Origin of the sequence: Butyrivibrio sp. NC2007 (assembly GCF_000421405.1) — a bacterium.
In the GTDB taxonomy this organism is placed as follows: domain Bacteria; phylum Bacillota; class Clostridia; order Lachnospirales; family Lachnospiraceae; genus Butyrivibrio.
Genome location: NZ_ATWY01000005.1, coordinates 158335 through 184415, shown reverse-complemented (window position 1 = coordinate 184415; position 26081 = coordinate 158335). Strand labels below are relative to the sequence as shown.

At 45.1% G+C, this 26081-nt stretch carries 19 protein-coding genes; all 19 read right to left on the bottom strand.

Going from position 1 to position 26081, the window contains the following annotated elements; translation table 11 throughout:
- Positions 1-407: 407 nt before the first annotated feature.
- Positions 408-1679: a DegT/DnrJ/EryC1/StrS family aminotransferase gene (locus G632_RS0105970; protein ID WP_022768117.1), complete on the bottom strand. Its 1272-nt coding sequence runs from the start codon at positions 1677-1679 to the stop codon at positions 408-410.
- Positions 1669-3606 carry a nucleoside-diphosphate sugar epimerase/dehydratase gene (locus tag G632_RS18970; RefSeq protein ID WP_022768116.1) on the bottom strand — a complete coding sequence of 646 codons (1938 nt, stop codon included), beginning with the start codon at positions 3604-3606 and terminating at the stop codon, positions 1669-1671. The genes G632_RS0105970 and G632_RS18970 overlap by 11 nt, the downstream gene beginning before the upstream one ends.
- Positions 3603-6236, bottom strand: a complete 2634-nt coding sequence (locus G632_RS22120; RefSeq protein WP_196802270.1) for an O-antigen ligase family protein — start codon at positions 6234-6236, stop codon at positions 3603-3605. Before G632_RS22120 ends, G632_RS18970 begins: the two co-directional genes overlap by 4 nt.
- Before the next feature lie 72 nt (positions 6237-6308).
- Positions 6309-7952, bottom strand: a complete 1644-nt coding sequence (locus G632_RS0105955; protein ID WP_022768114.1) for a DUF6020 family protein — start codon at positions 7950-7952, stop codon at positions 6309-6311.
- Positions 7939-8886 (bottom strand): glycosyltransferase family 2 protein, encoded by a 948-nt coding sequence (locus G632_RS0105950; RefSeq protein ID WP_026512417.1) that lies wholly within the window; start codon positions 8884-8886, stop codon positions 7939-7941. The genes G632_RS0105955 and G632_RS0105950 overlap by 14 nt, the downstream gene beginning before the upstream one ends.
- Positions 8887-8907: 21 nt before the next feature.
- Positions 8908-9447 carry a GNAT family N-acetyltransferase gene (locus G632_RS20980; protein ID WP_022768112.1) on the bottom strand — a complete coding sequence of 180 codons (540 nt, stop codon included), beginning with the start codon at positions 9445-9447 and terminating at the stop codon, positions 8908-8910.
- A 12-nt stretch (positions 9448-9459) separates the two neighbouring features.
- The gene (locus G632_RS0105940) at positions 9460-11208 is read right to left on the bottom strand and encodes a hypothetical protein (RefSeq protein ID WP_022768111.1); all 1749 of its coding nucleotides are present in this window, start codon (positions 11206-11208) and stop codon (positions 9460-9462) included.
- A 15-nt stretch (positions 11209-11223) separates the two neighbouring features.
- On the bottom strand, positions 11224-12360 hold the full coding sequence (gene rffA / locus G632_RS0105935; protein WP_022768110.1) for a dTDP-4-amino-4,6-dideoxygalactose transaminase: 1137 nt from the start codon (positions 12358-12360) through the stop codon (positions 11224-11226).
- A gap of 3 nt (positions 12361-12363) precedes the next feature.
- A complete protein-coding gene (locus tag G632_RS0105930) occupies positions 12364-12867 on the bottom strand; it encodes a GtrA family protein (protein ID WP_022768109.1) in 504 nt (167 codons plus the stop codon).
- Between the two features lie 11 nt (positions 12868-12878).
- On the bottom strand, positions 12879-14615 hold the full coding sequence (locus G632_RS0105925; protein ID WP_022768108.1) for a hypothetical protein: 1737 nt from the start codon (positions 14613-14615) through the stop codon (positions 12879-12881).
- Positions 14612-15745 (bottom strand): acyltransferase, encoded by a 1134-nt coding sequence (locus tag G632_RS0105920; RefSeq protein WP_022768107.1) that lies wholly within the window; start codon positions 15743-15745, stop codon positions 14612-14614. The genes G632_RS0105925 and G632_RS0105920 overlap by 4 nt, the downstream gene beginning before the upstream one ends.
- 15 nt (positions 15746-15760) lie before the next feature.
- A complete protein-coding gene (locus G632_RS0105915) occupies positions 15761-17509 on the bottom strand; it encodes an ABC transporter ATP-binding protein (RefSeq protein ID WP_022768106.1) in 1749 nt (582 codons plus the stop codon).
- A gap of 6 nt (positions 17510-17515) precedes the next feature.
- Positions 17516-18589, bottom strand: a complete 1074-nt coding sequence (locus G632_RS0105910) for a glycosyltransferase family 2 protein (RefSeq protein WP_022768105.1) — start codon at positions 18587-18589, stop codon at positions 17516-17518.
- A gap of 92 nt (positions 18590-18681) precedes the next feature.
- Entirely contained in the window at positions 18682-19692 is a 1011-nt protein-coding gene (gene pseB, locus G632_RS0105905; RefSeq protein ID WP_022768104.1) for a UDP-N-acetylglucosamine 4,6-dehydratase (inverting), read from the bottom strand.
- A 96-nt stretch (positions 19693-19788) separates the two neighbouring features.
- Positions 19789-21360, bottom strand: coding sequence for a hypothetical protein (locus G632_RS0105900; RefSeq protein ID WP_022768103.1), 1572 nt, complete (start codon positions 21358-21360; stop codon positions 19789-19791).
- Positions 21361-21362: 2 nt separating this feature from the next.
- The gene (locus G632_RS0105895; protein WP_022768102.1) at positions 21363-22370 is read right to left on the bottom strand and encodes a glycosyltransferase family 2 protein; all 1008 of its coding nucleotides are present in this window, start codon (positions 22368-22370) and stop codon (positions 21363-21365) included.
- A complete protein-coding gene (locus G632_RS0105890; RefSeq protein ID WP_022768101.1) occupies positions 22363-23580 on the bottom strand; it encodes a hypothetical protein in 1218 nt (405 codons plus the stop codon). The genes G632_RS0105895 and G632_RS0105890 overlap by 8 nt, the downstream gene beginning before the upstream one ends.
- Before the next feature lie 8 nt (positions 23581-23588).
- Entirely contained in the window at positions 23589-24779 is a 1191-nt protein-coding gene (locus G632_RS0105885; RefSeq protein ID WP_022768100.1) for a glycosyltransferase family 4 protein, read from the bottom strand.
- Between the two features lie 6 nt (positions 24780-24785).
- Positions 24786-26075, bottom strand: a complete 1290-nt coding sequence (locus tag G632_RS0105880; protein ID WP_026512413.1) for a glycosyltransferase family 4 protein — start codon at positions 26073-26075, stop codon at positions 24786-24788.
- Between the last annotated feature and the right edge of the window lie 6 nt (positions 26076-26081).

Sequence of the window (26081 nt, the reverse complement as noted above, 5' to 3'; positions counted from 1 at the left end):
TGATAGCAACTGTCCCTGCTTGATTTTTGATCCAGGACAGTTGCCCCCCACCAATCATCGACCTGATAGCTACTGTCCTTGCATAATTTTTGTCTCAAGACAGTAGCACTTGCCAAATCACCAAGATGATGCTAACTGTCCCCTTTGATTTTTTGCTTCAGGACAGTAGTCCTCCGCGCAGCGCCACATTTCACTTACGGTATTTACGTAATTTCCCCTCCAGGACAGTAATTGGCTTCCTATACTCTGAGCAAATATTTGCACAAGGGGCTATGGCGGTCCGAGGTCTCTAGCAGAATGGTAAGCTACTGGCGGCGGGACATGAAAAAATACTGTCTACCGGGCAACGCCCGATATTAAAGCCCCGGCCAAGAAGCCGGGGCTTATATCATTTATCTATGAGGCATTTAAATAAAACACCTCTTAACAATCTCTATTATGACATCCTGCTGTTCGGGAATCATCTTGTTGTCACTTGGAAGGCAAAGGCCTCTCTCAAAGATATCCATTCCCACATCAAGAACTGTGCCCTCGTCGATATAGGCATTACTTCTTGCTCTTCCGCTGCCCTGTCTTGTGACAAAGCCGTTCATGCGGTAAATGGGCTGCATATGCATCGGCTTCCAGATGGGTCTTCCCTCTGCATTGTACTTGGCTATGGTCTCGAGGATCTCTGTAGGGCAGCTCTTTCCGGACTCTGTCACATAGAGAACATCCTTCTCACCTCTTACCTGTTTGCACATGGCATCTCTGTCTATCAGCAGGCAAGAGAGCCAGAAATTAGGCTCTGAAACTGATGCATCAAAAGGATTCATAACTACCGGAAGGTCCTTAAACCCTTCCTTATATCTCTCGTAGATTGCTTTCTTCTGAGCGATGTGCTCCTCAAGGTGTGGAATCTGGCCTCTGATAAGTCCTGCAATGAGGTTACTCATTCTGTAGTTGTAACCGAGCTCCTCATGCTGATACCAGGGAGCATCCTCCCTTGACTGAGTTGACCACTTTCTTATCTTGTGGGCATCCTCTTCGCTCTCTGTAAGAAGCATTCCTCCTGCAGAGCCGGTGATGATCTTGTTTCCGTTAAAAGAGATAACGCCTACATCACCAAAGATTCCTGTCTGCTTACCCTTATAGGTTGCACCGAAAGACTCGGCAGCATCCTCGACAATAAGGGCTCCGTGAGCATCACAGATCTTCCTTATCTCATCCACCTTGCCGGGAGTTCCGTAGAGGTGGGCAATTACTACCATCTTTACATCGGGATAGATCTCAAAAGCCTTCTCAAGAGCCAAAGGATCCATGTTCCAGGTGTCGTACTCAGTGTCGATAAACACTGCTTCTCCGCCTTCATAAGCAACAGGGTTTACCGTTGCGTCGAAGGTCATATCGGAGCAAAAGACCTTTTTGCCTTCCAGCACTCCGTGGCCAACCTTTGGCTGTCCGTAGAGCTTCTCACCGGCAAGTCTTATTGCCAGGTGAAGTGCTGCTGTTCCTGTAGCAAGACCTACTGCGCACTTGCAGCCAATCTTCTCTGCGATCATCTCCTCAACTGCATTGATGTTGGCGCCTACGGTAGAGAGCCAGTTGGTATCATAGGCTTCCTGAATGTATTTGATCTCATCTCCGTGAGTTGTGGGTGATGAGAGGTAAAGCTTTTTTTCAAAGGGTTTAAGTTCCATTGATCTCCTCCGTGGTCTTTTGAAGGGCCTCTTTTCTCTCTCTTGTCATTGTGTATCTGTGTACGTCGGGATGATAGGTCTCAACGATTTCTTTTACAATATCTCTTATCTCAGGTGATTCCTCTCTTGCAGCCTGATTGAGCTTCTCAAGCTGTGAGAAGAACCTCATCTCATCCATCTCGATGGGCTTACCGATGTGGATCATCTTGTTGGCTGTGTCCTGAAGTCCCTCTTCGTCCATGAGCATCTCCTCGTAGAGCTTCTCACCGGGACGAAGGCCTGTAAACTCAATCCTGATGTCCTCGCCAACCTTGTAACCTGAGAGCTTGATGAGATTCTCAGCAAGGTCAAGGATCTTGACGGGCTCACCCATATCAAGGACAAAAATCTCTCCGCCCTTGGCAAAAGCGCCGGCCTGAAGCACCAGTGAAACTGCTTCGGATATGGTCATGAAGTATCTGATGATGTTAGGGTCTGTTACTGTAACAGGACCTCCGGCTGCAATCTGCTTCTTAAAGAGCGGAATAACCGAGCCGTTTGAGCCGAGTACGTTACCGAATCTCACTGCAACGAACTCTGTATCATAGTGCTTGTTAAAGGTCTGAACGATCATCTCACAGATTCTCTTAGAAGCTCCCATGATATTTGTGGGATTAACTGCTTTATCTGTAGAGATCATTACAAACTTCTTGCAACCGTTGCTGGCTGCAGCCATAGCTGTTTTCCAGGTTCCGAAGACGTTGTTCTTGATGGCTTCATTCGGGCTGTCCTCCATAAGAGGAACGTGCTTGTGGGCTGCTGCGTGATATACAATGTCCGGTTTGTACTGTTCAAAGATCTTATTGATCCTTAATGTATTACGAACTGATGCAATGAGTACCACAAGATTCATGTCAGGATATTTGTACTTGAGTTCCTGCTGGATCTCGTAGGCATTGTTCTCATAGATATCTACGATGATAAGAGTCTTTGGGTTATGACCTGCTATCTGTCTGCAGAGCTCGGAACCGATGGATCCGCCACCTCCTGTTACCAGTACAACCTTGCCCTTAACATAGCCTGCGATGGAATCTATATCTACAGAGATAGGATCTCTTCCAAGAAGGTCCTCTACCTCTACATCACGAAGACGTGATACGTTAACCTCTCCGTTTACAAGCTGATACATTCCAGGAAGGGATCTCAGCTTACAGTTGGTATTCTTACAGATATCCAGGATCTTTTTAAGCTCTGCCCTGGAAACTGAAGGGATTGCAACGATAATCTCATCTATGTCATATAGGTCAGCGCACTCTTCAATCTTCTCTCTTCCGCCTACTACGCGGATTCCCTGGATGTATTTGCCCCACTTGTTGGAGTCATCATCGATGATGCACTTGATGGACATGGTGGAGTAATTGCTGGTAAGGATGTCCTTGATGATTATATTGGCAGCTTCTCCTGCGCCGATTATCATCACAGCCTTGGAGTTATTGCGGTTCTCAGCCATGTGCTTTCTGCTTCGAAGGAACCTGTAAGAAAAACGGCTCGCGAAGATAATGGTGATGAGAAGGAAGGTGTAAAGGAAATAGCAGCTCTGTGGAACCGGCTGTTTATCAGACTTAAAGAACTGAAGTCCGATGGCATTTATAACGCCGGAGAGCGTACAAGCCATTACAAGGTTCTGCATCTCCCTCTCGCCTGCATAAGCCCAAAGGCTGTCATACATCTTAAACAGGTAGAAAATTGCCAGTGTGATAATGATGTTGATCGGAAGGAATCTGGTCACGGGAGTAAGGAAATGCTCCGGTATCGCAGAGAACTTAAACTCATATCTCATAAGGAGAGATACATAGCTGGCCATTATCACGCTGAGTATATCGTAGATGATAAGCCCTATTCTTCTATAAAGTTTTGCATAGTTAAATGGTTCTTTTTTCTTGTTCATATCTCTTTTGCCTTAAAAGTAAGCGGTGTAAGTGCGATGATAAAGGCCACCGTCATTGGATTGCAGTACTGGAATACCCACTCTGAAACACCTGCGACTGCAAATCCGATGATAACTGCACAGGTGATCAGCGACAAAGGCTCTGTTTTCCTGTTCTTACTAAAATATCTGATGCTCGAAGCAAGTGCTACAATCATGGTAAACAGGAAAAGAATTCCTACCGGGATACCATGGTCATAAGCCACCTGAATGTATGTGTTGTGGGCATGAACAGCGATCTCGCCATTTGAAAGGGTTGCCCCCATCTCCTCATGTCCCCACATATTGAGCTGCTGAAGGTAAGACTTTGCAATTGATATACGTCCGTTTGAGATTACATCTAGGATGTTGTCTGTATCAACATATCCTTCAAGCTCATCAAGGAGCATTATTATCTCAGCTCTTGTCATCATACTTGATGCAATAAGTGCATCTGTCTCAGGTGGATCGATCATACCGGATTCCTGATTTTCAGTGTTATCCGGGCTCTCGTCGTAAGGCCTTCCATAGTAGTCATAGAGAGGCTCTCCCCTGCCGTTGTCCTCGTAATTATGAGGATCCATGGGGAATTCGTACTCTCCCACGTCCACTCCAAGGATCTTACTCTCAAAGAGATTTGCAAATCTCTCAACACACATAAAGTTAGTGCTGTCCCAATCCGCGCCGCCTCTTATGAACTCATCCGCATCATCGATGGGGTAAAATACAGGGTCGGCAGCGATAGTCGGAAGGATCCTCTGCAGTGTAAACGCAGCCGGGAAAGCCAGTATTACTGACAGAATAAGTATTCCCAGTATCCTGAAGAGCTGCTTCTTGTAGTAAGAAATAACCACGCAGATCACAAGGATAACGCTCACAGCTATCGCAAGGTACGCAGTCCTTGAAACAGTGAATATAGCATAGGACATGATAAAGCCAAAAAGCACAATCTCTTTCCAGGCAATAACTGCAATCTCTTTAAGCCTTGCATTATTTGGAAGTGAAATGATCTTGACGATCAGCATTACCGTAGCAGTAGCACCCATGAAAGTGAGATACTCAGCAGTTACGGTAACCGTGTGGAATATGAAAGCAAATCTTCCGCTGACATATCCCGGGAAGTATCTGTGGAGATAGCTAAATGCCAATGAAATGGCAAAGTTCATCATAAATCCACCGGATAATATCTTGTAGAAATCTCCTCTCTTATCCCAGATGGCAAATCTCACAAACAGGAAGAATGCAAAGACAGCCAGGTATATAGGCCACATCCTTGTATTGCTCAGGATTGCCATTGAGATAAGGAGCACTCCCAGAACTATTCCAAAGAATGTAGGGACGACAACTTGTCTTTTACTGTGTTCTGCACCGTACCTGATCTCTCTGGTCTTAAGGATTATAAGCCTTATAAGGTTCAGAACCAGTATTCCGCCCAGGATCACGATAATGATGCCATACTTCAGGACGGCATTGTGAAGGTCGTACTCCTTCTCATCGGGAGAGAGCTTGTGCAGGTTATAATAGTGCACGCCAAATATTGAGGAGCCCAGGATCCACACAAAGTTGTAGAGGTTGAAGAACTCCTTAAGGGAGAAGGTAAACAGGAGCATAATTATAAGCCAGATACTCATCCTTCTCTCGGAAATGTAGTGATAAATGTCATACAGGTCATTCATGTAGCCCGATGCATACCAAAGGGCCATGGCCATGGAGAACATGATAAGAACATACTGAAGTCTGTGCTCGTTCTTAAGGCTCTGCCAGAAGGAAATGCCCTCCTCATGAATGATGACCTTGTGGTTTATTGCATAGAATACTATCGCTGCGGCAATGATAAGACCTATCTCGTAAAAGACAATGTCGATAGCCCTGCTGTCAAAGATCTTCAGCGGGAATACCATTATCATAAGCGCTCCGAAAATCAGAGCTGCCACAGGGTTTGCCGAGTAGGCCAGCACCTTCTCAACTGTAAGAAGGCTGTCCTTTTCAGGGTTCTTTTTGTAATAGAAATCTGAGCCAAAATAAATGGCTGCAGCAAGTAGTGCAATTCCAAGTATTATTCCAATGGAAACTCCCTTTGAAAGCGGCAGTCTGTAGTTGTACTTAGCTGCCAAATGAAGGCCTTCAACCTTTGCATACTCCCAGGTCAGATCTCCCACATAAGCAGAATCAGCAGGTATATCCTCAAGCGCCACGTAGAACTTGGATCTGCAGTCTGCAAGTCTTATCGAATACTCTTTTCCCACTTCCACATTCATTTCCATGGGAATCCTTACATATCCGGGGATTGTGAACTCTGCAGTATCAGTGTAGTTTGCCAGCAGTACTGCCCCGTTCTCATCGCACAGATATGAAGTTATGTATCTTCCCTTATCGACATTAGTAACATATACGTCTACTGAGCTCAGCCTGTTATACCGGGCTATGAAACTCTGATAGAACTTGTTGTTCTCAAAGTTAATTCCCTGTGATTCAGAGACGATGGTTCCGCCGCCTGAAGTCTCAAGAGTCTGGGTAAAGACCCTTATAGGGAAGATTAGTAGTATTCCGATTAATGCAAAAATAAGCGTAACAATCTTTATTGCTCTGCTTTTACTGATTACTTTTCTCATATCAAAACCTTTTCCGGCGCAAAATTGTGCATCATAGTATGATATCACACAAAGAGGGCTTAATCAAACGGCTTACTGCGCCTCTTTAACGGCCTTTGCAGTCACCAAAAGAAGTGGCATGCACAGCCATAGGTACAGGACGTACCTTACAAGATATGTCGGCCCAAGGAGCACTGTACAGAAAGTGAGCAGCATGGGCATAAACGGCAATATATTTCCAAATCTCTTTTTATAGAGCCTGTAAGCAAACACGAACATGTAGATAAAAACATATAGTCCGGGACCAAAGAATAAGTGAAGCACCGGCGCATCCTGCTGGAATGAGCCGATGGACAGATATCTGTAGAGCTTATCAATTGCAGGGATAAGGCTCTTTCTCTCTCCCGGAGGCTCAACCTCGTAGCCAAAGTAGGAGCTGTCCTCGTAGGTAAAAGAGTAAACCGAGTTGCCCTTATAAACGTTAATTATTGCCGGCGGATACCAGTAACCGTAGGAGGTAAGAAGCCAGGCATTGACGTAAGCAATCGGGTGCTTAACGAGCTGTGTCTTCCATGCCTTCCAGAAGCCTGCGCTGTTCTGTTCATAGAGCTCGTTGTTAAAGTCAACCTTTACAAGGTCTGATACTCTGGGCGTGTATTTATCCAGATTACTCTTTGGTATGTAGCTCTCTATCAGCTCTTTTTCCTGAGCAGTGAGACTATCGCCTTCATAAGCGTAGACTCTTGCCAGCTGCATGATTGGCACTGTGAGCATCTCCTGGTGATGAGTCCCTTCAGTGTGGCATACTGCGGACAAAAGGCCCGATAATGCCAGATAAAGCACCACCGGCGCTACAAGCATACCGATAAGCATGGGCTTTAAGCTCTTTCTGAAATAGATAAGAGCAAATGGAATAAATACCAGATATGCATAAAAGCCGTTGTGCCTGAACATGGGCATAAGTACTGCCGTAAGGACGAAAACTGCTATCTTCTTTTTGTCAGATAAGAAAGCCTCAGGGCTTGCCACCAGCTGAACCAGAAATACTGTCAGAAGAAGGAGCAGCGCCGAAAACAGGCCGTCTTTGCAGGAGCAGAGCGTGTACATGACTATTGTCGGGAACAGTCCATAGTACAAAACCCAGAGAATTCTTGATCTCTTGCCAATTCCGCGCTTCTGAAGGTAAGTGACCACATAGGCAAAGATAGCTGTTATCACCAGCATCTGCAGGAATATGTAGGCAAAGATTCCCACATTCCAGGAGCCTGATATCTTGTGGAACAGAGCGATAATTCCGCCCAGCAATAGGACATGGAGCAGCGGATGATGGGTGGTAAAAGACCTTGTAAGCACCTCGTTAAGTTCATCCTGTGCGTCGTAAACAAAAAATCCCGGAAACTCTGCCAGCATGACTGGAATGCTAAGAGCTATCATTGACAGGTAATTGATAAGGAAGTCTCTTCTTGATACCTCTGCATCACCTGTGTCCTTAGGAAGGGTGATAAAGCCAAAGAGCTTGCCACCGTGAAGCGCGCTGTTGTAGTTTCTCCACACGTACCTGGTATCAATGGTGAAGATCAGAATGAACATCAAAAGTATCGACAGGGCATTCTTATCATTTAAATTGATGGCATCTGCACTTTCAAGCTGATATCCGAATATTAAAAAAACACTTGCCAAAACGCCAAACAAGCCTGACATAAGCCAGGCCATTTTTGCATCCTTATCTGGTTTCATCGCGGGTAGTCTCCCTGATAACGAACTGCGGATTCTTATTCTGTGATATATAGAGTCTGCCGAGGTACTCTCCGATCATTCCCAGCATCAGCATGATAGCGCCGCCCATGAACACTACTGCGCTCATGAGAGCCGAGAATCCGATCTGCACATCCGGCAGGACAAACTTCTTGATAATGGTGTAAATTCCGTAGATAAAGCCCAGTATTGCAAATACGGCTCCTGTCACGGTAGCGATCCTGAGGGGCTTAATGCTAAAGGCAGTAAAGCCGTTGATCCAGAGGGCAAAGAGCTTACCAAGGGTATATCCGCTCTGGCCGACTTCCCTTCTTCTGTGGGTGACATCTACGTTTACGATATTTCTGGTGGTACGAAGGACGAGGCCTATTACGTAAGGGTAAGAGCTCTCATACTTGACCATCTCATTGACAACAAAGCGCTTTACAGCAAAGTAACTGGACACATAGAGGTCTTTTGGTTTACCAAGCATGACAGAGGCCATCCACTCATTCATGGCCGTACCGAAATTCCTGAAGAGATTGTGCTGCTTGTGGCTGTACCTTGCATAGGCAACATCTGCGCCGCCTTCAAGGGCTGCAATAAGCTTATCCACTTCGTCTGCAGGAGTCTGTCCGTCATCGTCAAGGCAGACTATGTAATCTCCGGCAGCTGCGTTTAAAGCCGCCATAATGGCAGCATGCTGACCGAAGTTCTTGGCAAGGTTTATACCAAGTATGTTTTTTAGCTCACTTTTATCTGCAAGCTCACGGATCTTGCCCCAGGTGTTATCCGGTGAACCGTCGTTTACCAGGATTATCTCATAGGAATAAGAGGCCATCTTTTTCATGGTCTCATCTATTTCCCTGATAACGCCCTCAAGGGTCTGTTCTGATCTGTAGCATGGAATGCAAAAGCTGATTAGTTTCTTAGACATTGATTTTGCTTCCTCTCCCATCTATAAACTCTTTTCCATTATTATCATATCATCTTTTTGACCATCACTGCACAGAACCTTGGGAACATCCGCGGTTTTTACAAAACCTGCATGAGTATAGCTCTTTATTGCAGCGATGTTGGAAGCAAAGGCACGAAGTACTGCCTTTTTAAGTCCCAGCGTTTCCTTGGCATATTCAAGGGCCAGTACTGCTGCCTCTTTGGCGTAGCCCTTTCCGAGTGCATCCTCTTCACCGATGTATATTCCGTACTCAGCCTCGCCTTTGGTTTTATCAATTCCGTGGAAATGAACAACGCCGACGGGTCTTGGAATCCTTCTGTCCTGCCTGTTTTCACAGATGATGAATTGAACTGCCTTTCCGGTATCAATATTCTTTTCTTTCCAAGCCTTTTGGCCATCGATGGTAAAGTCCTCACGATATACGTGGTTCATGCGGACTCTTGTTTTGTTTCGCCACTCCACGATCATGGGGATATCGTCCTCGTCTGAAAGGCGAAGGCTCACCAGATTTCCCTTTTTTACAAATTCATATTCTTTCATGCATATCTCCAATCAGTTTGCGGATGTGACCTTGTAGACATAGAACACATCTGCCACTGTATCTATCTTTTGAAGCTCTGTATTTACTCCCTTATCCAGGTAGTAATCAGAAAGCCACTCGATTCCCGAGGACTCTTTGGTCACCACATAGACGCCATCGCTCAAAATGGCATCATGCATGGAAGCAAAGCCATAGGCACTCAACTTGTCGTAGTAAAGAGGACTCTTAGATGCCCAGCCTCCCATGAGGTCGTGATTGGCAAGGCGATTATCTACGCGGTCAAACATCTTTTCAGAGAAGGTTCTCTCACCTTCATCAGTGGCTTTGACCGAGGTGTAGACGTCACAGAAGTAGAATGAGTCCCTGTTCTGTGCAAAGTAGTCATAGAGCGCATCATAGTGAGCTCTCATCACATCCCTCTCTGCCATCTCGTCCTTAATGACTCCAAACTGGTTTGGAATGAAGATAAGAGACGCCAGTGAAACTGCCACAAGAGGAACATAAGCATATCGCTTGCTATTTTTGCTTTCCAAAAGGATCATGCCAAGAAGAACAAATATCTCCATGAGGTAGAGAGGATGGGTGATCCTGATCGGGTCTCTACCCCTCATTATTATGTAAAGCCACAGCGTGGTTCTGCAGGCAAAGAGAAGAAGCACCGAGAATATTCCGCAAAGCTTTCTGTTTTTGTCCTGCGCAAGGCAATAAATAACAAACGCTGTTAAATAAAGAACCAGTGCTATTATATTCCAAGGCGCATCCGTCATGGGATACTCATAGCTCTTTTGATAGGTTATATGCCTTAATCTGTACAGATAAGAGACTGTGCTGGCCTTAAGGTTTTCCATAAAGGGAGTCTCATCTGTCTTTTGCCCGGAGGCATATTCTGCCACAGCCCACAGAGTATCTGCATTTATCTCATCATCTATTCCGTAGTTATAGTTCACAAGTAGCTGCTGTTCAGCTTCCGACAGTCCGATACTGTCAAAGAACTCCTTGTTCTCTGCATAATCCGGTATGTACTGGAAGTCGTAAAGCTCTGTCCTTGCATCAAAGAGGTTATTAAACTCCTTCCACTCAGATGAAGAATAGCCTATCTTGTGGAGCACCATGGATACTGCTATACCGGCAATTATGAAAACCAGGAGCTTAAAATATTTCCAAAACAGGTCCTTTTGCATAAGCCACCTGGCAAATATTGCCACGCCCACGATAGGAAGGGTCAAAAGAAGCATCTCAGACCTTATAAGATAGGCAAGTGTTATAAGAACTACCGCCAGTACGTGATCTCTTTTCCCATCTCCCTCATGCGTCATGATGAGGAAGGCTGCAGTTGCGGACATAAAGCCCACGGTAAAGGTGTACTGGACAAAAACAAAGTGAGAGCCGATGGTGCCCAGCATAAACAGGAACACACAAAGAGCGGTTATAACCTTGGAAATCCTGTCTTCAAAAGCTGAAAAAGCACGCTCTGCCACAATATACACGCACAAAAACTGAAGTGCACATAAAAAGATGCCATACACATCAAGGCCCTTAAATACCCTGTAGATAAGGGCAATTAAGGCGCTGATGGGATACAGCATCTGAATGTTGTGTCCGGCGGGAATCCCGGTATAGGCTCCCGACAATATATCTTTCATGAGCACATCATCATTGAGGTCAAAGTAAAAGTCCCCAAAACAAGAAACAATCACGAAAACCCCCAGCGTTAATAATGCAGGTACTATGAAGTTCATACCCTGATGTGCTTTTTTCATACAAAGAGCTCCGTCTTACGTAAATTTGTAGTACTCCTTAACCCTTGTAACAACCTCGTCCAGATCCTCGTCTGTGAGCTTGTAGTACATAGGAAGACGCAGAAGTCTCTCACTCTCCTTGGTAGTGTACTTATCTTTTCCCCTGAATTCACTGTAGATAAGTCCTGCCTTGGCTGAGTGGAGCGGAACATAGTGAGAAGCAGGAAGGACATCGTTAGCCATGAGATAATCGATAAGGCCCTTTCTCTCCTCGAAGTCCTTACATTTAATGTAGAACATGTGGGCATTGTGAACGCACTCTTTTGGCACATAAGGCAGTTCAATAAGGCCCTTCTCTTCAAGAGGCTTAAGTGCCTCGTAGTATCTGTTGTAGTGATTCAATCTGTCGGCATTGATCTCATCTGCCATCTGAAGCTGAGCATAGAGGTAAGCTGCGTTCATATCGCTTGGAAGATAGGATGAACCGGGCATGATCCAGCTGTACTTATCAACCTTGCCAAGCTTATAGAGGGTTCTGTTGGTTCCCTTTTCTCTGATGATGATGGCGTTATCAACATAGGTCTCATCGCGAAGAAGAAGCGCTCCGCCCTCACCCATGCTGTAATTCTTGGTCTCGTGGAAGCTGTAGTTACCAAAATCTCCGATGGCACCGAGAGCCTTGCCCTTGTAGGTTGCCATAACGCCCTGAGCAGCATCTTCAATGACAAAGAGGTTGTGCCTTTTTGCGATGTCCATGATGGTGTCCATCTCACAGCCAACTCCTGCGTAGTGCACAGGGACGATAGCTCTTGTCTTTGAAGTAATTGCCTGCTCGATCAGATTCTCATCAATGTTCATGGTGTCAGGTCTGATGTCGACAAAAATAACCTTGGCACCTCTTAAAACAAAGGCATTGGCAGTTGAAACAAAGGTGTAGGAAGGCATGATGACTTCATCACCCTCTTTGATATCTGCAAGAATCGCAGCCATCTCAGTGGCATGAGTGCAGGAGGTTGTAAGAAGAGCCTTTGTAACTCCTGTCTTTTTCTCGATCCACTCATTATCTTTTGCTGTGTATGGACCATCTCCGCAGATCTTCTGGTTCTCTACACACTCTTTTATGTAATCAAACTCTTTTCCCGTATAAGGGGGAACATTAAAGTTAATGCGCATGATTTAATCCTCTTTTTTCTTAAATACGATAAGCTTACTGATGATGTAATTAAGTACTATTACAATAAATGTCGCTCCAAGCTTTACCGGCATCTCAGGGAACTTCAGCAGTGATACAAAAATAAAGATCAGGCCATCTTCAACAACAAGTGTGAAGAGTCTTCCCGCAGTGAAGGAACCTGCCTGCTTGAGGAAATCCTTTTTGTTATCAACTTTTCCGTCAAACACCCATGTTCTGTTTGTAAAAAACTGAAATGCAACGCAAATAACCCAGTCGATAGTGTTATTTACGATCGGATTGAGGTGCATTACGCCCTCACCCATAAACCAGAACAGGAAGATGCTCAGAAAGAATGTAAGTCCTCCGAAGAACAGGTACAGAAGCCCTTCCTTATATTTCTTGTAAAAAGGTTCTAATATATTCAGAACCGGCAGTGACATGATCTTGTCAAAGATATCCTTCTTCTCTGCTACCTGTGTTTCAATTGTTTCATGTGTCTCAGTCATTTCATAAACTCCTATTTACTGCTAAAAACCATAAATCTATCATTCTCAAAGACCTTATTATAATCGTGATTAGCAATATAGTCCATCAAAATGTCATATTTCTCATCTATGTTGGCATACTCAGCCAGGTCTTTTCCCATGATCACAGAAGGTGCATCCCCAGATGTACTAAGTTCCATAAGCTGCTCATCAAACTTGGATGTCGAATAGCTGTCAAGATCCGGCCATACGGTGTCGATTGCAGGCTCCATATCAAGAATGTATGAAAGTCCCGGAACTCCACCAAATAAGAGGACTTTGTCCTGCAAAAGACCCTCATCCTTAAGTGCAGCATAAAGCTCATCCAAAGTAGCTGCATTCTCTTTAGTTGTCTTCATCCCCGAAACCTTAGGAATGCTGCAGTAAGCATCTCTCTTGCTTCCATCCACAGCATCCATAAAAGCAAAGCTGAAATGGAAAATGATACCCTGAACAATGAGCACGGTAATGACCATGGAGATCATGGCCTGCCATGCGAAATGGTACTGAGCCTGCCCTACTCTCTGCATCAGCCTTCTCATGAGCCAGAGTACTACCGGCGCAACTATAAAGAGGTTATTGATAACAGGGAAGGTGTAGTTGTTGCTTCCAAGGGGCGTTATGAGAATTATCATAAGCGCCGCAAAAGCAAGGGTCTGCTCCTGTTTGCTTCCGTTTAAAACTCCTGTGCTTCCTACGATGCACAGGATAAGTGCGATGATAACAAACATCATGGCTGCCTGGAAGACACAGTCATAATAGTGATAATTTTTTGTAAATACACCTCTCGAGAAATAGAACTTAACGACTATGAAAAGTCCTGCGATGTACAGGAGCTTTTTTACCAAAACATATCTGTCCGGAAGGAGCATGAACATAATGATTCCTGCAGCTATGCAGGGAAGCATGATAAACATGTCCGTAGCGGTACTGAAATATGCACTTATGATGGAACTTATCATTCCGCCGGCTGTATAGTCAGAGGCCTTCTCGGTCATTCCAAAAAGGCTTCCTATCATCTCAAAGTAAGCGCCGGGACCATAAAGACCTACAATTCCGATAAAGGGAATTAAAAGGCCTGCGATATATCCCGCGATACAGATAAGGGTCTTTTTCAGAGTCTCCGAAAATTTGCCGTGAGTTATAAATGCGTAGAACCATAAAACCAGTATCATTGCAGCTTCTACCACATTTGGAAAGCGGGCCATAACGCTCATTCCAAAGCATACACCTGCAATGACAAGAAAGAGGTTCTGTCTCTTCCACTCGAAGATTCCCACCAGCAAAAGAAGTGTTCCCAGCGTAAAGAACAGATAGGTCAGATAGTTGTACATGATGACTCTTGGGCACCAGCACAGGCTCTCTGCAATGAACTCACCGATGAAGATCATCCAGCCCGGCATCCACTTCTGCAGAAGGTAATAGGGCAAAAGAGCTATCAGACTTATCACAAAGCTGCAATATACGCTCATTCCCAGCATGGTCCCTGCAAAGGGAAGGTTCATAAACAGCCTTCCTGCCACGTTACTGAGAAACGTTGACAGAGCCCACATGGGATCTATATTTCCAAGAAACTCATAGTTGGAAAGGCCGTAGGTGGTGTCCGTTATATCCAGCCCCAAATTAAGGCCAATAAGCGGATATAAGAGAAGGATCACGGGAAATACGTACTTTTCCAGCGGAGCCTGGTACTTTTTTAAATTAAGGAAATAGCTTCTAAAGTTTCTCAATCCAGCTCCTCGTCCAGCTTTCTTACCTGCTTAAACAGCCAGGTGTCATGAAGGACTCTTCCCACATAGTCAAAGATCATCTTTCTGATCCAGTCCACAAAAATACCTGCTAAAAATACAATGAGTATCGACCTTACAGCGTGCCATGCAAACAGCGGAACACTATAGGTCGGAACGCTTCCCATAAGGCTTTCCATCCACTCTACCCATCTGTCTCTGATCTCCACATGCATGTGAAGAAGATATACACCAAAGGTGAGGGGGCCAAGGAATCTTACCACGTCGGCAGCTTTATTTTCTCTCATCTTAAAGAACCTGAAGAAGGAGAACAGTCCAAGCGACCCCGTTAAAGTGAAGAAAAAATTGAAGTTAAACGGTACTTCCTGAAAATGAGCAACTCCGCCCCAGTTATAGTTTATGTAGTAAAGAGAGATACTCATGGTGGCTATGACCGCACAGGATATCACAAATACGAGGGCACTGTTTCTTGCGTTGTAGAATAGAACAACATCGTACTTGCGGATATATGCCGCTATGAGATAGAGGCATATAAACCATCCGTAGTCATATCCGAACTTATCCGTTGGGAAAAGAACCGGAACCACACTCTTTATAAAGCAGAACCAGGTAAGGAGAAGAAAGATCACTGCCCTCATCTGTTTTCTTGAAAGTTTCTCAACAGCTGCATTCATAACAGGTGCCAGGATGTACATGATCACATAGGCTGTCACAAACCAGTAATGCTCTGAAGAAATCGGGAATATGTATTCCACGATCTTGTACATGGAGTCATATCTTACTCCGGAAGATGCTCCTACAGCCTGCATCACAAGGGATATTATCAGTGTGTAGAAGTACACCTGACAGATCAAAGTGATGATGCGGCTGAGTTTCACCTTGCCCTTTGAGAGGAAATATCCGCTTATCAGCACATAAACATTAAGGCCTGTTATGACAAAAGCCTCCATGATATTTGCAAATATATTGACGGCTGTAGCAGGAATCCCAAGCTGAAGCAGCGCATTCGTGTGCGTGTTGTAATGCAGAGTAATTATCATGAACATTGCAATCACTCTTAGAAGTTCAAAGCTGGGATTTCTCTTTTTACCCAAAGAATTAGTACCTTCCATAACTCCTCCAAGGCTTTACTTAAGTGTAGCCTTACCCTCTCCAATACTGTAGATCATGTCGCACTTCTCAATGGTCTGAAGCCTGTGAGCGATAATGACCAGAGTCTTCCTGCCGTGAAGTCTGTTGATGGAATCCATGATGGCTGCCTCGGTGTCATTATCCAGGGCAGATGTGGCTTCATCAAGAACCAGAACCTCAGGGTCTTCAAAAAGAGCTCTTGCAATACCGATCCTCTGGCGCTGTCCACCTGAAAGACGAATACCCCTTTCGCCTATCTGTGTGTCGAGCCCCTCAGGAAGCTCTTTTACAAACTCATCAAGAGCCGCTTCCTTAAGTGCCTGCCAGACCTTGTTATCATCTATTTCATCATCGGGAACGCCAAATGCCACGTTCTTTCTGATGGTTGAATCCGTCATAAAGATTGTCTGAGGGATGTAGCCTATGTTCTTAAGCCATCCCTGGTAGTTGGTGTTTACATCCACGCCGTCAGCCAGGATCCTGCCGTTCTCGGGCTCAAGGAGTCCCAAAAGCACGTCAACGATTGTTGTCTTACCTGCTCCGGATGTTCCTACGATACCGACAGACTTGCCAACAGGAATCTCCATGGTAGCTTTATCTAGGATGAGCTTGTCCGTTCCGGGATACTTATAGGTAATATCCTCCATCCTGATTGTCTTTGTTACAGGGAGCTTGGTAACTGCAGTCTTAACGCGGTAGTCATCGCTGTTGTAAGAAATTGACTCATCGTGGATTTCCATCTGGAGATTGTCGCTAACATTGTCCAGGAAAGGCTCAAAATACGCGATTGATGTCAGGTAGTTGTTGATCCTGTTGGCGCTGGGCAAGAGACGCGCTGCAGCAGCTGCAAGGACCGTGAGCTGAGGAAGGAGCGTCGTGATGCTGGTTCCTGAGAGCATAACTACAAGCATGTATCCGACCATTCCTGCGATGGCGATGGTCTCGATAAGGAGTCTTGGTGTTGAGTTGTAGAGATTGTACTTCTGAACGGCATTTACATAGCCTGCTCCGCAGTCAGCGTAGCCATTGATGAAGTAGTTCTCCTTATTTGCAACCTTGATCTCTTTTATTCCTGTTACGGACTCATAGATCCACTTGTAAAGTCCGCTGTAGTAATCCTGGTTATCCTGACCTGCCTTGACCATTACAGGCTTGATAAAGTACTTGATGACAAGGAGCACGATAACAAGCAGAGTTGCTATTGTCAGTGTCATCCTGGCATCCTGACTAAGAAGGATAGCTACCAGGCAGACAAATACTATGATCTCACTGATAAGCTGAAGGCAGCTAAGGATCAGTGCGTAGAGATTGTTTACGTCTGATGTGATATTCCTCTGGATTACCGTTGTATCAGCGTTCAGATAATACTCATAAGGACGCTGCATGAAATTGATCATCATACGCCTTGAAGTTGCGAACTGATTGGTATATACAAACCGAAGCTGAACAACATTCATGAAGTATAAGAATACGTTCTTGATTACAAAGACAAGAATCAGCGCCACCATTATAAGAGCCGCCAGCTGGGTTGTACTGCTAAGGTTAAAGAGATTGTAAACGCCTGATAAGATCTTGCTTTCTTCCACCTTCTGGGGATCGATGACAACTTGCATAACTGGCGCTATCATTGCGATACCCAGTGATTCCAGGACGCCACCAATGAGCATGAGAATGACTATGCCCACCATCTGTCTCTTTTGCTTCTTATCAAGAAGCACTTTTAATTTGCTGATAATCTTACGCATTAAGCTTTAATTCCTTCCTGACAGACTGCTCCTTAGATCTCTGTAGAACCACAGCAGTCTGTAGTATATATAAAAGAATAAATGGGACTTCATCTGAAATCCTATGAGTTTCCTCTCCTCGGGATGTATCTTCTCCAAATAATAACGATTGTTCTGGAAATTTGGGAAGGTCTCTTTCATCTCTTTTCCAAGAGCCTTGCAAAAATTATAGCATCCTTTAATTTTGTATCTTTTTGGCATGGCTGAGAACAATGTGTTGACATAAAATAACACAGTGTACTGAAATTCTATCTCCGGAAGATAGTCTTCATAATAGCCATTTTCCTTTGCCTCGGACACTATCATCCTGCCGGCCACCATTCGGTCCTCGAGGTTCTTTTTTGAAATGCTGTGGACCGTTGATGAGTCATGCTGATAGTAAAAGTAAAGAGGCTCCCGGATGTATTCAAAGTGTTTGGCTCTCGTCATCCAGGTGTTGCTGACCGCATTGTCCTCATAGAAGATGTCCTCAGGGAAGATATCCACTTTATCTTTGGTCCCGGGCACATAGTCTCCCAGGATAAGTTCCCTTTTATATACCTTGACCACAAGACTTCCGGTCTCGATAAGGAGCTTCCGGTATCTCTCTTTGTCCATGACTCCTGTCTGCTCAAAGTTATTGTTGTGGACGATCTCGCCAACCTTGAAGCTGTGCTCATGGGTCAGGTTATAGTCGCACCCTACCATATCGGCTCCGGTCTCTTCAGCCTTGCCAATCAGTCTCTCGTAGTAATCGGGGACAACCCAGTCATCGGCATCGATAAAGCCGATCCACTCGCCCTTCGCCCCGGCAAGTCCTATATTCTTGGCTCCGCCCTGATGACGGTTCCTGTCGGAGGCGATGGCGATAAATCTGTCAGGGTATCTGTCCTGATAAGACCTTAATATCTCCAGGGAGTTATCCGTTGAGCAGTCATCTACAGCGATTATCTCAAAACTCCCCGGCGCAAGGGTCTGATTAACCAGACTGTCCAGGCAGTACTCCAGCTTCCCATCCGCCGCCATATTATAAACCGGTACGACAATACTTAGTTTGATCATATTCTCCCCGTAAACTTGCCTCTCAAACAACAAAGGAAGCATCGGCCACTTAAAGACCAGGTGCTTCCGATTAGTCTGAATTTCTGTATTTATCAGTGATCTACTGCTTCACTGAGTCTGTTTCTGATATCCTCCACACTCATCCACTCAGTGTTGTTACCTGAGCTGTAGTAGAATCCGTCGGGAACTCTCTTTCCGCCGGGAGCGGGAACGATCTCGTGAGAGAAGGAAACCTGAGGATATACGATGAAGTGTTTATCATACTCGTAAGTATTAGGAGCATCTTCCTTGGTAACCATTACTTCATCAAGCTTCTCACCGGGTCTTATGCCGACTTCCTTGGTTCCGATGCCCGGGCACATAGCCTCAGCCAGGTCCTTGATGTTGAATGAAGGGATCTTGCTGATGAAGGTCTCTCCGCCCTTAGCCTCTGCAAGAGCCTTAAGAACCAGCTCAACACCTTCGGGAAGGCTGATCCAGAATCTTGTCATACGATAATCGGTGATAGGAAGCTCTTTTTCCCCTTTCTCAATAAGGCTCTTGAAGAAAGGAATGATGGAGCCACGGCTTCCGGCTACATTTCCATAGCGGACGATCGAGAAGTTGATGTCCTTGGAACCAGCGTAAGCGTTAGCTGCGATAAAGAGCTTATCTGAAACCATCTTGGTTGCACCGTAGAGGTTAACGGGATCTACTGCCTTATCTGTTGAAAGAGCCACAACTCTCTTAACACCTGTCTTAAGTGCTGCGTTTATTACGTTCTGAGCGCCGTTAATATTGGTCTTGATGGCCTCATCAGGATTGTACTCACAGGCAGGAACCTGTTTGAGCGCAGCTGCATGAACGATGTAATCAACATTCTCGCAAGCTCTCTCAAGTCTTGCCTCATCTCTTACATCTCCGATAAAGAAACGCATCTTGTCAGCGTTGTCCTTATATATCTTCTCATTGGACATAGTGAACTGCTTGAACTCGTCCCTTGAATAGATTATGAGCTTCTTGGGATTGTAATGCTCAAGAACATACTGAGTAAAGCAGTGTCCGAAAGAACCTGTTCCCCCGGTAACCAGGATCGTCTTATCATCAATAATTGATCTTTCCATTTTAACTCTCCATAAATATTGTTTTTATCTCATGACATTCATAGTCACTCTATATCATATACTAATGAGACGCAAAGGTCAAAAGAGCTGTTCTCATCACTTAACTTCATAGGTAGTCCACATATCTTCAGTAAATACACAGCTCATGGCGCTGAGCTTCTTACAGCTGTCAAACAGGTTCTCAAAAGCATCTTCCTGAAGCTCGTCATCGGCTGCATAGAGGATGATCTTATCTGCACCGGTAACTGTCGGATCTGTGATCTTATCAAGGTTCTCCTCATCCATGTAAAAGACCTTTGGATACTCTAAAAGCTCATCCGTAAGCCTCCAGACATTCTGAGGCGTCTTGGGATTGAACATTACCACCGCAACTTCATCTGCGTTCTCTGAAGCATACGCCATCTTTTCCGTATCCTCAGGATATAAGAACAGCACACTCTTATCACTAAAATGCCCTTTTAGTAAAAGAGCTATCAGAATTGCTCCCATTGCATAGATGAGTGCTTTGTTGCCCATATCACTCAGGACGTAGTAAACATCCATAAAGATCAGCAATATCAGAAGAGAATAGATTGGCATCTCATATCTGTTTGAAGCGCTTCCTACGAGGAGTGCTGTCTTCGACGTCAAAAGGAAATACCCCAGTGATGCAAGCGTAAGTATTATGATCTCTGGCCTTGGAGCCGGCTTTCCTTCCTTCTTTACCCTCTTTTTGGACGTTATCTTAAGGAGAAGTCCCATAAAGATGATAAGCACAATTATAAGAAGTCCTCCGGCAAACACGAAGTCATTAAACAGCCCTGTAAAGAAAGATAGCCTCATCCAGGTATTAGCAATGTCAAAGAGACTTCCCGAAGCATCTCCTCCGCGATATCCTCCAAACATATGCCTTGGAGCTGATGGGTATGTAAGTACCGCAAAAGCGAGGCTTACAGCGCAGCCGGCAACATATGTAAGGCCTACTTTAATGTCTTTTTTGAAAAAGACAATCCAGAGGGTGGTAAGAAATCCGATTCCCACAAAGAAAAAGATGTAGAAGTACTGGATCAAAAAGCCGATGTAGGAAGTGATCATTATCGGAAGAAGGCTCTTGAGCACAAAGTCCTTAATCTCCAGAGCGTTGTTGTCAAAGTCCTGTATGAGCTTTATATGAAACAGCGCACAAGCGATCAGCGCTGCCCCGAGCCAGGCATACATTCTGATCAGCATATTGCAGGATACAGTCTGAGGATTGAGCCCCCAAAATAGCAGAACCGCCACCTCAACAGGAAGTGGAACCTTGAGTCGTTTCATGAGCAGACAAAGAAGCAGGAATGCCACCACAAAAGCCATCAGATTTGTTATAAGCCCCGTCCACTTGGTGAATTGTCCCGGAACAAAGCTGCAGAGCGTGTGGAACAGAAAATAATAAAATGGCGGATGCACATCCCAGGACTGAACCAGCTTAACCATTCCATAGTTAAAGCCCTCTCCCGGCTTAACGGCAAACTCATCCAGCACAGCCTGCCTCTCCTGCCACTCCCTGTCAGGCTGAAACAGCCCTATGCTTCTGTTACTGGAGTAGTAGGTATAATATTCATCCTCGTGAAATCCCGCCTTCTGTGTTCCGTAGAAAATGCTCAGAGCCAGCGAGATAATTAATATCAAGCCAAATATATATTTTTTCATTATCAAAGTCCCCGAATCCGAGCATGAAGAGTCCTTACGCCCTTGGGCGCGATGGTAAGGAGCATTAAATACGCCTTCTGTTTAGCGGTAAGATACTTGTTTGTGAGCATCCTTCCAAAGCCGGATCTTAGATCCGACACAACTTTTTTGTAAAAAGAATTATCTGCCGTCATCTTGGAGATTGGAATATGAAGCAAATAGTCGAGCCTTTGCACAAATCCAAACCTGTAGGCAACGGGTACAAGCTCGGGGTTACTCTTTTTGACCAGATCAAGGGCCACGTCGGCGTTTCTTACGATATCCGTAAATACCGGCGGGAAATAGTCCTTATCCCGAGCCTTTTTCCTTGAGTTAGAGCCGGTCCTGTAAAAGACATGGTAGGTAGCCTCGGGAAGAAGAACGAGCTTATTAACCTTCTGAAGCATATGGATCATCAGGTAGAAATCTTCGTTGAGCTCCCCTTCCGGAAATCTCATATCCTCGGTAAATAGTTCTCTCTTTGTGAGCTTGGTGCAAAAAGACGCATCTCCTGTGTGCATAAGAAGAGTCCGAAGGTGCTCAGCGGGAGTAATCTCTTTTTCCTTATCAAATCTCTCAAGGACATCCGGGAGCTTATCACCGCTTTCGGATATCTCGTCTCTGGCGATCTGTATCATGTCCGCACCGGTGCGCATGGCAGCTTCCATCATGGAGCTGTACATGATTCCGGAAATATAATCATCACTGTCAACAAAGCCAAGGTAATCCCCTGTTGCAACATCTATCCCGACATTCCTTGCGCTGCTGGATCCGCCGTTTTTCTTATGGATAACCTGGACGTTACTATATTTATCCGCAAGTTCATCGGCCTTTTTGGCTGTTCCATCCGTTGAACCGTCATCCACCACGATTATCTGTAGAAGGTCTTTTGGATAGTCCTGAGCAGCAACCGAGTCCACGCACTTCTCTAAAAGGTCCTCTATGTTATAGGCAGGTATGATAACCGATATGCTTTTGCTAAAATCAGGCATCTGCCACCTCCGGTGTTTTCATCTGTTTATAAAGGTCATAGCCCACAAGCATTATTATGATCAGATTCATAAGTGACATGAGCCACATGTCTTCAACAGTCGTTCCAAACAGGAACTTTGAGTAAGTTACTATCGATACGAACTGCATCATGACGAGAACTGCCAGCCTCTTATAGTTTGTAACTGCGTAAGAAACAGCTATAACTTCCGGCAGATATCCATACCTCTCATGCATGACAGGAAGAGTGAAAAGAGCTATTTCTGCCGTAAATATAGCGATCGTTATCATAAAAAGGCCGTCTACTCGAAACTTCCTGTTTCTGACGTAATATGCAATAAAGCCAAGTATGGCTATGGCTGCTACTGTTGCTGAAGCTATTATTAGTTTTCTGGTTTCAAGGTTTAGTCCCGGATTTACCACCATGAATATGCTTGGGTAGTTCATGGTGAGCATACTGTAGGTGGAAACCTGCTTTCCATAAATGGAAAAAAGTTCAGCAAAACTTCTTCCTGCAATCATAGCAGGTATCATAGTGATAAAAAGGACCACCGGGAGCCAGAAAATATATCGTGCTTTAATTTTACCTTTAAGCCACATTATTATCAGGAAAGGAACAATAAATATCACCTGCTGTTTAAACGTATATCCAAGGGCCAGATATATAAATACCCTGTTATTGTTACCCTTAAGCGCATGAAGAAGGGATAATAACACAAAGGCTGTATAGATTGAATCGCACTGTGCCCAAGCCGAGCTGTTTAAAACAACCGTCGGAAGGATCATTACTCCGCCAAAAGCCATGACTGATTTCTGTACATTACCCTCAGTAACGCAGTAGGCAATCCTAAATATGGTCATGGCGCAGATAACATCAAATATAACAGATACAGTCTTTATCAGATGGAGGTCTTTCCCTGCGATATAATGGAGCAGAACGATAACGTACTGATACATGCAGCCGTAGTTGATGGTGCTTGCATCGCTCTCAAAGGGCGTTATCCCAAGATATCCGATGCCTCCGGCCCTATGGCACTCCTCCATCCAGTGGGAGAGAAAGTGATAGTAATCCCCCGATTCAAAATCAAACAAGGGGAGTCTTATGGCTATTCCAAGCCCTAACATAAACACCAGGAAGAACAGATCAACCATCCTTAACCTGATGTCCTTTAATCTTATTTCACTGTCCAAAACATCATCTAAAACGTTCATTTAGGCACTCACTCCAAGTGGTTTTTCTCCTTGAGAGTCCTGGAGAACCCGGGAGGTGTAAGGACCGCTGCCGGGCTCATGGGACCGTTATCTGTAGCAACCGGCGTCTTTCCACTCTCAAGCTCTCTGCAGAATCTAACCAGCTCTGCTGCTGCATTCTTTGCATTCCACTTGTTATTTATTGTTTCCATGGCAGCTGTGCCCATGGGTTTTATCATATCAGGGTGATCAAGAAGGAATCTTACCTTATGCTCAAAATCCTCATAACTGCCATCTTTATAGATAAGACCGTTCTTGCCCTCTTCTATAAGAAACGGAACTGCACCGGCTTCATTCGACGCCACAACAGCGCATCCGCTCTGCATCGCTTCGTTAACAACTGCTCCCCAGCCCTCGAGATAATTGCTGGTGAAAAGAAATATATCCGCCCCTCTCATGTAAGAGAGAACTTCCTCAGGGGTTTTCCCTCCGGTGAGATTAACTGACGCTTCAAGTCCAAGCTCTTTTACCATATCTGTGAGCCTGTCCTTGAGGGGACCATCGCCCACGATATCCATACTAAAATCAAAGCCTGCAGCCTTTAGAGCCGCTGCGACCTTAACCGCGAACTCAGGGTGTTTGAGGTCAATAAGCCTTCCGGCCCAGCACAGGCGCTTTTTATCACCGCCTCTTTGAGCCACTGCCTCACTACCTGCTGCATCAGGGAAGTATCCCCATTTAAGCATCTTGCCTGGGAAGCTTTTGATCAGACTAAAATCCGATGCCACATAAGCTCCGGTGCATAGGAGATAGACCGGTTTATTCCTGAACTTAAAGTGTTCATTGTACTTTTTCATAAGACCGCGGGGACTTATGAATTTCCACTGACCCTCTCTGTAAATTCTCTCGCTGACACGGAAGGAGAGCTTACCGGAGGAGAGCCTTTTTTGCTCTACATCCCAGATGCGGTCCTCAGTCCAGCCAAAGAGAACAACGTCGGAGTTAAGGATAAGGTCTTTTGCCCGTTCCTCTTCCTCGTAGTAGCGCACCACGAAGGAAAGGGCTGAATCATCGAATCCCCACCCCATATTAAGGCGCTTCTCCTCCATGGGTATGGTCTGGATAAAGAAAAACTCCACATCATCGCCTATCTCGCTCATCGCCTTACAGAAAGGCAGCTGGTGGTGATTTATGTAGTTGGAAACAAATGTTATCCTCAATTTGTCTTACCCTTGCCTGTCATCGATATCCTTGTAGATCTCAATGAGTCTTTTAAAGTTAGTATCAGCGTTGTGGGTGATCCTTGCATGAGCAGCTGCATTATCTCCGTAAACTGCCGCAATAACAGGCTCGTCCCATATCTGAAGTATTGCTCTTGCTATATCATCAACGTTGCCTTTTTCAAATAACACGCCATCCTTATCCTCGGAAACCATGTCAGGGATTCCGCCAATTCTCGAAGCTGCAATCGGCACGCCAAGAAGCATGGCCTCTCCCAGCGAATTGGGCGAATTCTCAATAACCGATGGGCAGACAAAGACGCTGCATTTAAGGAAGCGCTCCTTCATCTCCTGGTCAGTCAGCATTCCAACCATGGTGACTTTCTTTTTAAGATGGCCCTTGGAAATAAGGCTCTTTATATACTTGCCGTATGCACTGGCTCTCATAAAGTACGGGTATTTGCTCTCGCCTTTGCCAATGATGTTGTTGCCGGCCACATAGAGGTGAGCATCCGGATACTTCTCTAATATCTTAGGCATTGCGTTTAATACAAAATGGAAGCCCTTAAGAGGGTAATCTCCCTGAGACAGGAAGATAGTGTGTGGCTCTGCCTTCTTTTCACTCCACTTGCCCATGTAGAAGCAGGGTCTCATGGTCTCGTTCATGTGATAATATCTTGCTTCAGGATTGATCTTCTCGATCTCGCTCTTGTCAAAAGAGGTTCTTCCGGTTATATTGCCTACCAGCATAATGGCTTCTCTCTCATGCTCTCCGCGGATCTTATACTTCTCCTGCTGCTGCATAATGGAGTCATCTTTAAGTCTGTCCCTTAAAGTCACGGTTCTCTGAACCTCTTCGGGAATGTCAGCCATGTACTCCCTTGCGATCACACTGCAGACACCCTGGATTCCCAAAAGAACTCTGTCCGGATTACCGAAGGCTCTTATCATTGCCAGAGTGTGCGGGAATTCAGTACCAAAGATGTGGACAACATCCGGCTTAAAGTCATCCAATATAACATGGAACCTGTTCTCAACTGTTCCATCGTAGATCTCGGGATGGTTTAAGTCCTCCCTGAAACCATAATAAGTAATGCCGTCTATCTCCTCGCTGGATGAGGCAATACTGCCTTCAGCGGGAAAACATACGGCCAGAGTGATCTTTTCGTCGTCCTTTTTCTGTTCCTTTATTCTGTTAAGGCATCCTGTAAGCCAACCCTCTCTCACCGAATACGGCAGATCATGAGCAATGGCGTAGGCAGGAAGCATGACGTTACAAAGCCAGAGTACTCTCAAATCTAT

Coding starts and splice junctions, on each gene's coding strand:
- G632_RS0105970 (WP_022768117.1), bottom strand. CDS start 1,679: ATGGAACTTAAACCCTTTGAAAAAAAGCTTTACCTCTCATCACCCACA.
- G632_RS18970 (WP_022768116.1), bottom strand. CDS start 3,606: ATGAACAAGAAAAAAGAACCATTTAACTATGCAAAACTTTATAGAAGA.
- G632_RS22120 (WP_196802270.1), bottom strand. CDS start 6,236: ATGAGAAAAGTAATCAGTAAAAGCAGAGCAATAAAGATTGTTACGCTT.
- G632_RS0105955 (WP_022768114.1), bottom strand. CDS start 7,952: ATGAAACCAGATAAGGATGCAAAAATGGCCTGGCTTATGTCAGGCTTG.
- G632_RS0105950 (WP_026512417.1), bottom strand. CDS start 8,886: ATGTCTAAGAAACTAATCAGCTTTTGCATTCCATGCTACAGATCAGAA.
- G632_RS20980 (WP_022768112.1), bottom strand. CDS start 9,447: ATGAAAGAATATGAATTTGTAAAAAAGGGAAATCTGGTGAGCCTTCGC.
- G632_RS0105940 (WP_022768111.1), bottom strand. CDS start 11,208: ATGAAAAAAGCACATCAGGGTATGAACTTCATAGTACCTGCATTATTA.
- rffA (WP_022768110.1), bottom strand. CDS start 12,360: ATGCGCATTAACTTTAATGTTCCCCCTTATACGGGAAAAGAGTTTGAT.
- G632_RS0105930 (WP_022768109.1), bottom strand. CDS start 12,867: ATGACTGAGACACATGAAACAATTGAAACACAGGTAGCAGAGAAGAAG.
- G632_RS0105920 (WP_022768107.1), bottom strand. CDS start 15,745: ATGGAAGGTACTAATTCTTTGGGTAAAAAGAGAAATCCCAGCTTTGAA.
- G632_RS0105915 (WP_022768106.1), bottom strand. CDS start 17,509: ATGCGTAAGATTATCAGCAAATTAAAAGTGCTTCTTGATAAGAAGCAA.
- G632_RS0105910 (WP_022768105.1), bottom strand. CDS start 18,589: ATGATCAAACTAAGTATTGTCGTACCGGTTTATAATATGGCGGCGGAT.
- pseB (WP_022768104.1), bottom strand. CDS start 19,692: ATGGAAAGATCAATTATTGATGATAAGACGATCCTGGTTACCGGGGGA.
- G632_RS0105900 (WP_022768103.1), bottom strand. CDS start 21,360: ATGAAAAAATATATATTTGGCTTGATATTAATTATCTCGCTGGCTCTG.
- G632_RS0105895 (WP_022768102.1), bottom strand. CDS start 22,370: ATGCCTGATTTTAGCAAAAGCATATCGGTTATCATACCTGCCTATAAC.
- G632_RS0105890 (WP_022768101.1), bottom strand. CDS start 23,580: ATGAACGTTTTAGATGATGTTTTGGACAGTGAAATAAGATTAAAGGAC.